This window comes from Streptomyces sp. NPDC015345 (genome assembly GCF_043078805.1).
In the GTDB taxonomy this organism is placed as follows: domain Bacteria; phylum Actinomycetota; class Actinomycetes; order Streptomycetales; family Streptomycetaceae; genus Streptomyces.
Window position 1 is genome coordinate 166,409 of record NZ_JBIBTX010000012.1, and the last position, 11,984, is coordinate 178,392.

Below are 11,984 nucleotides of genomic sequence, written 5' to 3' on the forward strand. Positions count from 1 at the left end.
CGCGTCCGGCCTCCGGCCGGGGCCGTGGAAGCGCGGACCGGTGCTCGCGGTACTGGCGCTGTCGCTGGGCCTGGTCATGCTGCTGCACGCGCGGATCACCGACCGTGGCGGCCTCGGCAGCCTGGTGGAGACGTTCCTGCCGTGGTTCGGCCTGTTCGTCCCGGTGCTGCTGGCCGGGGCGCTGTGGCGCCGCTCCGCCTCGGCGGTGGTCGCGCTGCTGCTGCCGGCCGTGGTGTGGCTGAGCCTTTTCGGCGGGCTGCTCGGCGACAGGTCCCGCCCGGCCGGTGACCTCACCGTGGTCGGCCACAATGTCGGCGCGGACAACCCCGACCCGGTCGGCACCGCCCGCGACCTGGCCGCCTCCGGCGCGGACGTACTGGCCCTGGAGGAGATCACCGCGCAGGCGAAGCCGCTGTACGAGAAGGCCCTGGCGAAGGCGTACCCGCACCACACGGTGCTGGGCACGGTCGGGCTCTGGAGCAAGCTGCCGCTGTCGGACACCGAGCCGGTCGACATCAGGCAGGACGTCGGACCGCTGGCGACCACCAAACCGGCCGGCGCCGTACTGGCAGACGTCCGGGCACTGCGCACCACGGTGGCCACGGACCGGGGTCCGCTCGCGGTGTACGTGGCCCATCTGGGGTCCGTGCGCGTGCTTCCCGGGAGCGGCTTCGGGACGGGGACCCGGGACCGCAACGCCAAGGCGCTCGCGGAGGCGGTCGCCGCCGAGGCGAACGAGCGGGTGGTGCTGCTCGGCGACCTGAACGGCACCACGGACGACCGTGCGCTCGACGGCCTCACCTCGCGGTTGGTCTCGGTCCAGGAGGAGGCCGGGGACGGCTTCGGCTTCAGCTGGCCGGCGAAGTTCCCGGTGGCGCGGATCGACCAGATCCTGGTCCGCGGCGTGGAACCGGAGAGCTCGTGGGTGCTGCCGGCCACGGGCAGCGACCACCTGCCGGTGGCGGCCGGGATCAGCTGGTGACCGTGCCCGCACTGGGGCTATCTCTTCAAGGGACGCCTGAAGATGCGCACGCCTGATGGCGAGGAGACCTATGAAGCGGGCCAGGCCTTTTACTGGCCGCCCGGCCACGCCCCCCTGGCTGTCGAGGACTGCGAGTACATCGGCTTCTCGCCGGCCAAGGAATTCGACGCGGTCGTCGAGCACATCAAGGCGCAAGGAGGATGACGGGCGGCAGCCTCCTGAGGCCGCGGTAGCAGCGTGTCGCCCGTGCGTGCGTCTATGCGCGGGCCTTGCGACGACCGGAGAGTGACGCACCCACCTGCGATGGCCGCGCTCTCATGCCGAGCTGTCCTGCTGCTGGTGGTGGCGGTGCCGTGCGTTGATGCGGCGGGCCTCTTCGAGTTGGTCCTCGAGGATGATGATGCGGCACGCGGCTTCGATGGGGGTGCCCTGGTCGACGAGTTCCCGGGCCCGGGCGGCGATGCGCAGCTGGTAGCGGGAGTAGCGGCGGTGACCGCCTTTGGAGCGCAGCGGGGTGATCAGGCGGTGTTCGCCCAGCGCCCGGAGGAAGGCGGGCGTGATGCCGAGCATGTCGGCGGCCCGGCCCATGGTGTACGCCGGGTAGTCGTCGTCATCGAGGTGGTCGACGGGGCGGGAACTGGCAGGGTCCATGGAACCTCCTTCTGGCACGCGCCGAGGGGCCCGGGCGCCGTACTGGCACCCGGGCCCCGACTGTCCGACACCACCTGCCGACTCTTCTCAGTCGGCCTTTGTTTTCGCTGCCCTTCGCCCGGGGGAAGACGAAGCGCGGCGGGGGATCGCGGATGCGTGACCGGAGACCACGTGCCTACCGGGGCCTTCGGTACCCGGGCGGGATGTTCCTTCCGCCCGGGCGATCCTGATGGCGTCTGCTCCTTATCTCTTTCGTTCAACCGTTCGTACTGCTTGCTGCATGTCTTCGACTTCTTGGCTACGGGGGAAACACTAGCCCTGACAAGTCACCATGTCTACTCCCGCCGGTACAGTTTTCCTTCAGTGCGGGGGCCCGGAAATCTACTCCCGGCTCTCGACGCCCGCCTGCCTGGTTGAAGTCGAGATCAGCGGGCACAAGGCAGACCCAGCGGTCCAGCCGACCAGGTGGGTGTTCGACGCATGAGCGAGACGCAGACACACTTCGATTCCCCCACGCGTCCTGTCCTACTGGCAGCCGACAGCCCCTGTGGCATCCCGCTCGCCCGCGACGCGGCCCGCGCCTTCGCCCAGAGCCTCGATCCGGCCCCGAGCGCGAAGGCGGAGGAGACCCTCGCCCTGGTGGTCTCGGAACTCGCCACCAACGCACTGCGTCACGGCGGAGGCCGCTTCACCCTGGAGCTCCGCGCCGACGCCGACACCGTGCATGTCGCCGTCAGCGACCCCGCGCCGGCCCCACCGCGCGAACGCACCCCGGACCTCAACGGCGGTACGGGCGGCTTCGGATGGCCCATGATCCGCCGCCTCACCCGCAGCGTGGACATCACCCAAGGCCCCGGGCCGGGCAAGACCATCCACGTACGTCTCGCGCGGTAGAGGTCATCAGGCCGATCTCGGTCTCGGTCGAACTACACGCCCATTGGGCCGACTTGAAAGTAGCCGCCCCCGCCGATGCCGTTCAGTGGGCCATGACGGTGCTGGGGACTCTGAGGCTGTTCCTGAGACGGTCGGCGGCGTCGGTGGTGACCAGGAGCTCCACCAGGCCGGTGATCTGGCCCGGAGCGTGGTCGATGAAGATGTCCTCGATGTTGACCCCCGCCGCGCCCACGTCGGTGAAGAGACGGGCCAGCTCGCCGGGCTGGTCGCCGATCAGGACGGAGACGGTGGCGTAGGCCCCCTGGGGTGCGCCGCGCTTCTGGGGCAGTCGGCCGTGGCCTGCGCAGCCGCGGCTCAGCAGGCCGGTCAGTGTCGTGGCGCCGGTGGCGCGGATGGGATCGTCATCGGGGGCGGTCAGGGCGCGCAGTGCTCCGATGGCGTCGTCCAGGTCGCCGGCCAGTTCGGCCAGGATGTCGGCGACGGTACCGGCGTTGGCGGAGAGAATCTCCAGCCAGAGCTTCGGATCACCTCCCGCGATGCGTGTGACATCCCGTACGCCCTGACCGGACAGGCCCACCTCGGCGTCGGTGGCGTGTTGCAGGCGGGCGGCCATCAGGCTGGCGACCAGGTGCGGGGTGTGGGAGACGAGGGCGACGGCCCGGTCGTGTCCGTGCGGATCCATCACCAGCGGGGTCGCGCCGCACATGTCGAGCAGGCTCCGTACCGTCCGCCAGGTCTCGGCGGAGGTCGTCGGGGTCGGCACGAGCGCCCACACGCGCCCCTCGAAGAGGTCGGCGCGGGCGGCCAGCGGGCCGGAGCGTTCCCCGCCCGCCATGGGGTGCCCGCCCAGGTAGGTGCGGGTATCGCAGCCGGCGGCTTCGATCGCGTCGAGCGCCTGGGCCTTGACGCTGGCCACGTCGGTGTAGGCACGCGCGAGGCCCCGACTCTGGGCGTCGGCGAGGGTGGCCGCGATGTCCGCGGGCGGGACGGCGAGGACCGCCAGGTCGACGGGGCCGGGGGGCTCCTCGGCGCGGCCCGCCCCGAGTGCGGCGGCGGTCAGCGCCGCCATGGGTTCCTTGTCGCTCAGGTAGACGGTGACGCCTTTGGCCGACAGGGACAGGGCGATGGACGTGCCGATCAGACCGGCGCCGACGACGACGGCGGTGCGCAACATGGTGTGCCTCATCTGTTCATCGACAACACGGACTCGACCGGCCGGGCGCAGAGGGATACCCGGGGAGGGCAGAGGGTGGGAACAGCGGCTCACGGTCTGGGCGCTCGGGCGGCGGAACACTGCACGCCGCAACGAGGCAGGGGCCGGTCAGGTACCGTCGGGCCCGCTCGTCAGATCGTGCGCGAACATCTCCCAGATCTCGGCGTAGCCTTGGACGAGCTCAGACATCTGGGTCTTGCAGTGGGCGGGGACGCTCTCGACGTACCGCTGGCGGTCGCGGGCCACCAAGGCGGCGGCGTCCAGCATGCGCAGGATGTGACGGCCCGTCTCGTTGAGCCTCATCGACGGATCGCGGCGCAAGGTGTCGAAGATCGAGCCGAGTTCGGCTGTCGACCTGGTGTGGGCCGGGCGGTTCTGCGGCGGCCGGTAGGCCGGCTGCTGCGGGGAGTCCCCGGTGGCCGCGTGGCCGCGCTGGCGAGAGGGTACGGGGTCTTCTCCGCGCATGACCCGGCTGCGTACGTCCGCGACGGTGGCGGGCGATATGCCTGCCTGGCGGGCGATGGTGCGCAGTGAGGCGGTGGGGTTCTGCTTGACCAGCTCGCCGGCGAGCCTTCTGCCGTGTGTGGAGTCGACGGGCCGGGAGCGGCCGTCGAGCCCGATCCTGCGGTCGGGCTGCGCGAGCGTGCCGGCCGCGTTGTGGCGTATCTCGGAGACTTTACGGGCGGACAGTCCGGCGACGGCGGCGACGGCCCGGTCGGACCATTCGGGGTGTGAGGCGAAGATGCGTTCGGCGGCGGCGGTCCGGTCCTCCAGGGACAGCGGGCGGCCGTGGGAGACGTTGAGGGCTACGGCGAGGAGGTCGGCATCGGTCGTGTCGCCGTCGAAGTAGCGGACCTTGATGAACATCTGTCCGTTGACCTGGGCGGCGCGCAGGCGGTGGACTCCGTCGACGACCCGCATGGTCGGACGGTGCACGAGGATCGGGGGGAGTTCCGATTCGGTCTCGGCGAGGGTCCGGGTGTATTCGGTGTCCAGGCCGCCCATGCGGGGGGTGTGGGTGACGTGCAGTTCGTCGAGATGGGCGAGTTCGACGGTTGCGTCGTTGAGGCTCTTGTCCCGCAGCGCGAGCAGGTATTCGGAGCTGCTGCGGGTGCACGGTCTGTCAAGCTGTCCGGCAGTCATGGAGACACTTCCTGGTCGGCACGTCCGATGAGGGGCGGGTGTCCTACTGCCATCCGGAGTCCCCCCGCTCGTCACCGGCGATCGGGGTGGGGATCTGCCAGCCGGAGTCGATGTTGCCGTCGTCGGCCTCGCCGGTGGTCCCGGCGGGCTGCACTCTCTGCGTATCGGCGGCGGTGACGACGGTGGCGTCGGCGGCCCAGGCGGTCTGTGCGCCCAGGAGGAGCGCACAGGCGGCGACGCTGCTGAGAATGACCTGACGAATCATGAGTTTCCCTGTTCTCCTCGGGGGCTTGCTGCGATGAACATGAGTGTTCTCCGCGTCCCACGGGGAGTAGAAGAGGCTTAGGGGCGGGCAAAGCGGCCTTGGCACATTCAGTCCAGGTCGGTCGCCTTTGGAAGCGTTAATTCCGCCCTATTTGCAGGGAAGTCAGAGAGGTCGGCGAAGCTATTCGTCCATGTCGGGGCGGAGCAGCGGTACCTCGGCGGACAGCAACTCCCACTGCGCGAGGGGCGGATGGGTCACGACGGCGCGCGCCCAGGCCAGTTGAGCGGCCGCTTCCGCTTCTTGCAGGGTGGACGCCTGCACGTAGACACCGACGACGGGGCAGGGCTGGGCCTCGGCGTGGACGCTGACGTGCTCGACGCGGTCCGCGTCGGCGCCACGGCCCTGCATCAGCAGAGCCGCCGTGGCGGCGGGCAGCCGCTCGCCCCCGGGGGGCGGGAGAAGGCGGAGATGGACGAGATACACAGGAAGCACCTTCCCGGGGGAAGTGAAACATCACGCACAAAAAGGCAGGAACGGTGCTGGCACTGCCGAATCGGGTGTACCAGATGGATCGGGGACACATTTCGGTCCATGGCCTTGCGGGTCTCCGGTTTGCGACAGAGAGGGAACCGAACGGCCGAGCGCACCACGGGAAAGCGGAATGGAAGCGCCCGGATAAATTCTGATGTTTCGAACTCGCCCCTCGGTTAGGCTGGCCAAGCACGCCCTCGAACGCATGTACACGGATTCAGCGTGCTCGGTTGCGTCTGCCAGGACTGGAATGCCCAACGGAGATGGAAGCCAGATGCTGATCAACCTCGGACTCGACGCCGTCGCAGAGACTGTCTACCGAGGGATGCTGGCACACCCCGGCAGCTCCCTGGCCGAGTTGTGCAGCCGGCTGCACATCCTCGAGGAAGACCTATGCGGAGCGCTGGACAGGCTCAGCGAACTCGCCCTGGTACGGGCTTCCTTGGACGATCCCAGCCAGGTGCACGCGGTCGACCCCCACCTCGGCATGGAGATCCTTCTCGCACGTCAGCAGGCCGAGCTGGCCGCACAGCAGCAACGTGTCGAAGCGAGTCGCGCGGCGGCCGCCCGGCTCATCTCCGAGTTTGCGCACGAACAGTCCTCCCATTCCAATGCGTCGGTCCGATACCTCGAGGGCGTCGATGCCGTTCGGGACTACCTCGCAGCCCTGAACAGTCAAGTGGTGAAGGAATTCCTGACCTTTGCCCCCGGGGGCGCTCAGACACCGGCGAACATGCAGGCCTCGCGTCCACTCAACAGACGGTTGCTTGAGCGGGGAATCAGTATGCGCACGATATACCTGGACAGCATTCGCCGCGACCCGCCCAGTGTTGAACACGCAGAATGGCTCACATCCCACGGTGCTCATGTCCGAACAGTGCCTTCATTGCCCAACCGGATGATCATCTGCGACCGCCGGGAAGCCATCATCGCCATCGACAGCGACAACACCGAAGTGGGCGCGGTCGCCATCAGTTCACCCGGCCTGATCTCCTCCCTCTGCGCCCTGTTCGAGAGCGAGTGGCGCTCCGCCCAGCCGCTGGGCTCCGCACCCGCGCAGCAGCCGGGCGAACTGACCCCGCAGCAGGTCACGGCCCTGCATCTGCTGGCCCAGGGCGCCACGGACGAATCGATCGCGAAGAAGCTGGGCGTCTCCCCCCGTACGGCACGGCGTATCGCCACGGGCCTGCTCACGCACCTCAACGCGCGCAGCCGCTTCCAGGCCGGCGTCCACGCCGTGCAGGAGGGCTACCTCCCTTCCTCCCCGGAATGACCCGATCACGGCCTGACGCGCCTTCGCGTCACCTCTGTCGCATCTCGCCCGCTTTGCACCTGTCTACGGATCCTGGCCAGGCGTCGGCGTATGCGTGGCTGACGCCCGACGGCGGCGGCCACTGATCAACCGCGGGCCAGGAGGGTTGGTCGCCCGAAGCGGACCCGTTCCGGCCCGGTCCTGTCCGAGGCCCCCGCCGCGCCGGCGCGCGGCGAACGCATTCTGTGCCTTTGGGCTTCCGTCGAATATGGACACGTGCGCGTTCCGGAATGAACGCAGTACTTTGACGGCCTGGGGCGGGCACCTGGCCCGCTATTCACCGGCGCGGACAACGGACGTATCCGCCGCTCTACGGCGCTCTCGCGCAGCCCGGCCGACACACTGCTGCCCGGTGGCCATTCCGCAATGACCCGGTGACATATTCACGAGGGGACACCCATGTCCGATCACAGGAGCGGTCTCACCGTCGGCACCACCCTGCCGGGGCTCTCCCGCGCCGACGTCGACCGTGCCGAACTACGCCTGGCCCCACGGATTCTGCGCACGCCCGTCATCCGATCCGACCAGCTGGACGCCCAATGCGGCGCGCGGCTGTGGCTGAAGGCCGAGAACCTCCAGCGCGGTGGGTCCTTCAAGGTCCGCGGCGCACTGCTCGCCGTCGAGGAGCTGGCCGCCGCCGGCAGCCGGGGTGTCGTCGCCCAGAGCACCGGCAACCACGCGATCGCGGTGGCCCTCGCGGCCCGCGCGCACGCGCTGCCCACTCTGATCGTGCTGCCGTCCGACGCGCCCCCCGCCAAGGTCGGGCGCATCCGGGAGGCCGGCGCGCGGGTGGTGTTCGCCGGGACAACGCTCGCCGAGCGCGTCGCCGCCGTCGAGGAGTTCCGGGAGCTGCACGGCTACGACGTCGTCGACCCCTACGAGAATCCGCACGTCGTCGCCGGACAGGGAACCGCCACGGCCGAACTGCTGGAGCAGGCCGCCGCGGAGGGCGTGCGCCTGGACACCGTCGTCGTCCCCGTCGGCGGGGGCAGCGCACTCGCGGGCGCCTGCCTGGCCGCGTCCGGCCACGGGGCGGCCGTCGTCGGCGCGGAGCCGGAGGCCGTGCCCGCCTTCACCGCGGCACTGGGCGCCGGCGAGCCGGTGACGGTGGGCGTCGGGCTCACCATCGCCGACGGGCTGCGCCCCGACCGCATCGGCGCGCTCCCCTTCGCCCTCGCCGCCCTGGTCGCCGAGCAGGTGCTGACCATCTCCGAGGAGGCGATCGCCGACGGCATGCGGGCCGCGCTGCTGGTGGCCAGGCTGCTCGTCGAACCGGCGGCCGCGACCGCGCTGGCCGGCGCGCTCGAGTACGCGTCCGGACCGGGCCGGGGCACCGACATCGGCGTCCTGCTCTCGGGCGGGAACGTCGAGCCGGCCCTGGTCGCCGCCGTGCTCGCGGGCCCGGCAGGCCTCGCCCACAGAGCCGTGGCGAGCTGAGCCCCGCCGCACCACAACGCCTCGGCCCGAAATACGGTGGTCGCCGTATTTCGGGCCGAGGCGTGTATGCCGTGATGCCGGACTACTTCCCGGCCATGGCCTCGATCAGGCTCTTGGGGCGCATGTCGGTCCAGGACTTCTCTATATAGGCGAGGCAGTCCTCTCGGCCCGCCGCGCCGTACACGGAATTCCAGCCCTCGGGCACATCGACGAAGATGGGCCAGAGGGAGTGCTGCCCCTCGTCGTTGACGAGGACCAGGTAGCTGGCATTGGGGTCGTCGAACGGATTCGTCACCACACTGTCCTTTCTCAGGCGAACAACTCTGATCACGTCGGTGACCACACCAGTGGGCCGGGTGCGGCAATTCCACACGTACGCGATCCACAATTCCCATCTCGCGGAGCGCCACGGGCCCGCGGCGATCCACTATGACTCGCTTCTTATCGCTGCGACAACACCCGCCGGGCTGTGCGCCGCAACGGCTCCGGCATACGGGCCACGCCCGGTGGGTGAGGGTGTTCAACCGCGACCACGCGTCAGTTGAACACCCCCGGATCCTTCTTGCCGAAAGGCTCATTGCCGTGTAAATGGGCCGGCCACATTGCTCGTTCGCGGCGCCCGATGCCGCTGTGGAAGCACCGCGGAATTGGTTGGGCGCGGTGTCAGGCCGAGCGCTGGACGCCGGTTTCCGTATCGTCTTCCTTGAACTGTGTGTGGTAGAGCGACGCGTACTGTCCCCCCTGTGCCAACAACTCCTCGTGCGTCCCGCGTTCACGGATGCGGCCTGCGTCGACGACCAGGATCTGGTCGGCATCCCGAACGGTGGAGAGGCGGTGGGCGATCACGAGAGACGTACGGCCCGCCAGCGCGCCCTTGAGGGCCCGCTGGATGGCGGCCTCCGACTCCGAGTCCAGATGGGCGGTGGCCTCGTCGAGGACCACGATCGGAGGCGACTTGAGCAGCAGCCGGCCCAGGGCGATCCGCTGCTTCTCACCACCGGAGAGCCGGTGGCCGCGGTCACCGACGACGGTGTCCAGGCCGTTCGGCAGGGACGAGATCGCGTCCCAGATCAGCGCCGCCCTGCATGCCTCGATCAACTCATCCTCGGTCGCCTCGGGGCGCGCGTAAAGCAGATTGGCGCGGATCGTGTCGTGGAACATGTGCGTCTCCTGGCTGACCACACCGACCGTGTCGCTCAGGGACTGCAGCGTCACGTCCCGCACGTCGTGGCCACCGATCCGGACGGTGCCCGAGGTCGCCTCGTACAGCCGGGGCACGAGCTGGGTGATCGTGGTCTTTCCGGCGCCGGAGGGGCCGACGAGGGCCGTCAGCTGCCCGGACGGAGCGGTGAAGCTCAGCTCCTTGAGGATCCAGGCGTTGTCGCCCCGGTCCTTCTCGCGCAGCGCCATCGGTTCCAGGGAGGCCAGCGAGACCTCCTCGGCGGTCGGGTAGCGGAACGAGACGTGGTCGAACTCCACGTCCAGACCACCACGGGCCCGGACTCCCCCGCCCCCGCTCTCGTCGACGGAGAGGAGCGTATGCGCGCCGGGCTTCTCGGCGACCAGCGGCTTCAGGTCGAGGATCTCGAAGATCCGGTCGAAGCTGACGAGCACCGTGAGTACCTGGATCTGCAGGCCCGAGAGCTGGTTGATCGGCCCGTACATCCGGAACAGCAGCGTCACCATCGCGACGAGCGTGCCGATCTGGAGGGTTCCGCTGATCACCAGGTTCCCGCCGAAGCCGTAGACGATCGCCGTCGTCATCGAGGTGAGGACCGTGATCACGATGAAGAACATCCGGCCGTAGACGACGTTCAGCGCGGTGATGTCACGGACGCGGCCCGCCTTCTCCTCGAAGAGCGCCGCCTCCGAGGCCGGCCGGCCGTACAGCTTGGCAAGCTCCGCTCCCGAGATGTTGAAGCGCTCGCTCATCATCGAGCCCATCTCGCCGTCGAGGTTCATCCGCTCCCGGGTCAGCCGCTGGAGCTTGCGGCCGATGATGCGGGCCGGGAAGAGGAACAGCGGCACCATCGCCAGGGCGACGAGGGTGATCTCCCATGACAGGTAGATCATCGTGCTGATGACGATGGCCAGGGTCAGGAGCGCCGAGACCGCCTGGGTCAGCAGTGAGGTGATCGCCTGCCTGGTTCCGGCGATGTCCGTGTTGAGCCTGCTGACGAGCGCTCCCGTCTGCACCCTGGAGAAGAAGGCGAGCGGTTGCCTCTGTACGTGCTCGAAGACCTCGGTCCGCAGGTCGTAGACCAGTCCCTCGCCGATCCTGCCCGAACACCGGGCCTCGATGTAGAGGACGAACGACTCCATCAGGGCCAGCAGTACGATGCCGAAGGCCAGCATCACGACGATCTCGAACTTCTTCGGCACGATGCCGTCGTCGATCATGAACTTCAGCATCAGCGGGCTGGCAGCGGTGATCGCACCGCAGGCGATGCTCGCCAGGACCAGGACCGCCAGTTGCTTCCGGTAGCGAACTGCGTACGGGAGTATGCGCCGCAGCGTGCCCGGCTTGATCTTCTGGCGGCTCATCCTGCCTTTGTCGACATTGTTTCCAGAGATGAGATTCGGGCCGCCTATGAGGGCCATGGAGAACACTCCTCGCTTGTGGGTGAAAGAGCCCTTTCCGTCCGATCGGAAGGCGGCGCGGCGGCCTGGAGGACAGCCGGTGCGGACGCATTGCGGTGGCGTAGGGCGCCGGTACCGGCCTCCGTGCAGAGGCGGGGGCGGAATGCGGGGCGGGCACGCCCCCGGGCGGGTGGAGCCGGGGCGCCGCATGGGTACGGGCGGGGGTGCGGGTCCGCATGCGGGTTTCGCGTCATGTGGGTGATGCGCTCGGGGCCGCCCCCGATGAGGCGGACGCCCGGCGTGGAATGCGGCTCGAAGGCCTTCGGAATCGCTGCGGTTTTCACCATGGGCATGAGGGATCCGCCCTTTCTGTCGCCCAGGGAAGTCCCTTGTCGGGAGGCTTCACCGATCGGGTCGGCGCAAGGCCCGTCCGGTCAGCCGTTGTTCTCCGGATTCCGGGTGTCGTGGGTGAGCTCCTGCGCGTAGAACGCCTTGATGCGGGAGAGGAATCCGCGCCGACTCGGCTTGGCGGCCGAGTCGGGGCGCGGGCCCGGGTCGAGGGCGTCGAGCATCGCCTTGCGCCGGATCTCGGCGACGGCGATGACGTCGACGCCCGGGTTGGTGATCGGAAGCGAGGCGGCCGCGACGGACGCCGCGGACGGCGCTTGGGCGACGGCTTCGGGAGCCGGCGCCTCGGTCTGCGGGGCAGCGCCCCTCAGCGACGTGGTGGTACCGGCGCTGCCTCCAGCTCGGGGGCGGGGGGCGGAAGCGGACGAGGAGGGCGTCACGATGGACATGAGGAATACGCTTTCTGTCGTCAGGAAGGAATGGGGGGGCGCGCGCTGAAGCGCCAGGGACCGAACCGAGCGGTCGCCCCGTCGTCGTGCCATGTCGTGCCTTGCCTGCGCGGAGGGAGACCGCGCGTTCCGCGGGCGCCGGACGGTGGTGGCACCGGCCGGCGCCCGCTCAGGTCGTG

13 protein-coding genes are annotated in these 11,984 nt (G+C 69.4%); 5 read left to right on the plus strand and 8 right to left on the minus strand.

Translation table 11 applies throughout. From position 1 onward, the window contains the following. Nucleotides 1–40: 40 nt before the first annotated feature. Together ACF062_RS36280 and ACF062_RS36285 are read left to right on the plus strand one after the other, a co-directional pair. Nucleotides 41–982, plus strand: coding sequence for an endonuclease/exonuclease/phosphatase family protein (locus tag ACF062_RS36280; protein WP_392144053.1), 942 nt, complete (start codon nucleotides 41–43; stop codon nucleotides 980–982). A 42-nt stretch (nucleotides 983–1,024) separates the two neighbouring features. Beyond that, nucleotides 1,025–1,186, plus strand: coding sequence for a hypothetical protein (locus ACF062_RS36285; RefSeq protein WP_392144055.1), 162 nt, complete (start codon nucleotides 1,025–1,027; stop codon nucleotides 1,184–1,186). Between the two features lie 111 nt (nucleotides 1,187–1,297). Here ACF062_RS36285 and ACF062_RS36290 read toward each other — a convergent pair whose 3' ends face one another. Then, on the minus strand, nucleotides 1,298–1,633 hold the full coding sequence (locus ACF062_RS36290; protein WP_392144057.1) for a MerR family transcriptional regulator: 336 nt from the start codon (nucleotides 1,631–1,633) through the stop codon (nucleotides 1,298–1,300). Between the two features lie 480 nt (nucleotides 1,634–2,113). Between ACF062_RS36290 and ACF062_RS36295 the strand changes: the two genes are divergently transcribed. Beyond that, nucleotides 2,114–2,527 carry an ATP-binding protein gene (locus tag ACF062_RS36295; protein ID WP_392144059.1) on the plus strand — a complete coding sequence of 138 codons (414 nt, stop codon included), beginning with the start codon at nucleotides 2,114–2,116 and terminating at the stop codon, nucleotides 2,525–2,527. Nucleotides 2,528–2,609: 82 nt separating this feature from the next. On the opposite strand, the gene ACF062_RS36300 is transcribed toward ACF062_RS36295, so the two are convergent. From ACF062_RS36300 to ACF062_RS36315, 4 genes are all read right to left on the minus strand, one after another. Further along, on the minus strand, nucleotides 2,610–3,713 hold the full coding sequence (locus tag ACF062_RS36300; protein ID WP_392144061.1) for a prephenate dehydrogenase: 1,104 nt from the start codon (nucleotides 3,711–3,713) through the stop codon (nucleotides 2,610–2,612). Between the two features lie 135 nt (nucleotides 3,714–3,848). Then, nucleotides 3,849–4,883 carry a transcriptional regulator gene (locus tag ACF062_RS36305; protein WP_392144063.1) on the minus strand — a complete coding sequence of 345 codons (1,035 nt, stop codon included), beginning with the start codon at nucleotides 4,881–4,883 and terminating at the stop codon, nucleotides 3,849–3,851. 43 nt (nucleotides 4,884–4,926) lie between these two features. Beyond that, nucleotides 4,927–5,148, minus strand: a complete 222-nt coding sequence (locus ACF062_RS36310; protein ID WP_392144064.1) for a hypothetical protein — start codon at nucleotides 5,146–5,148, stop codon at nucleotides 4,927–4,929. A 180-nt stretch (nucleotides 5,149–5,328) separates the two neighbouring features. Next, entirely contained in the window at nucleotides 5,329–5,631 is a 303-nt protein-coding gene (locus ACF062_RS36315; RefSeq protein WP_392144066.1) for a hypothetical protein, read from the minus strand. A 322-nt stretch (nucleotides 5,632–5,953) separates the two neighbouring features. Here ACF062_RS36315 and ACF062_RS36320 point away from each other — a divergent pair, with 322 nt between their 5' ends. Together ACF062_RS36320 and ACF062_RS36325 are read left to right on the plus strand one after the other, a co-directional pair. Then, the gene (locus tag ACF062_RS36320; protein ID WP_392144068.1) at nucleotides 5,954–6,952 is read left to right on the plus strand and encodes a LuxR C-terminal-related transcriptional regulator; all 999 of its coding nucleotides are present in this window, start codon (nucleotides 5,954–5,956) and stop codon (nucleotides 6,950–6,952) included. Nucleotides 6,953–7,390: 438 nt separating this feature from the next. Next, the gene (locus ACF062_RS36325) at nucleotides 7,391–8,428 is read left to right on the plus strand and encodes a threonine/serine dehydratase (RefSeq protein WP_392144070.1); all 1,038 of its coding nucleotides are present in this window, start codon (nucleotides 7,391–7,393) and stop codon (nucleotides 8,426–8,428) included. An 82-nt stretch (nucleotides 8,429–8,510) separates the two neighbouring features. On the opposite strand, the gene ACF062_RS36330 is transcribed toward ACF062_RS36325, so the two are convergent. From ACF062_RS36330 to ACF062_RS36340, 3 genes are all read right to left on the minus strand, one after another. Beyond that, entirely contained in the window at nucleotides 8,511–8,723 is a 213-nt protein-coding gene (locus ACF062_RS36330) for an MbtH family protein (RefSeq protein ID WP_320589138.1), read from the minus strand. Nucleotides 8,724–9,091: 368 nt separating this feature from the next. After that, entirely contained in the window at nucleotides 9,092–10,972 is a 1,881-nt protein-coding gene (locus ACF062_RS36335; RefSeq protein WP_392144072.1) for an ABC transporter ATP-binding protein, read from the minus strand. 470 nt (nucleotides 10,973–11,442) lie between these two features. After that, complete coding sequence (locus tag ACF062_RS36340) at nucleotides 11,443–11,805, minus strand: hypothetical protein (RefSeq protein WP_392144074.1); 363 nt, start codon at nucleotides 11,803–11,805, stop codon at nucleotides 11,443–11,445. Nucleotides 11,806–11,984: the final 179 nt, after the last annotated feature.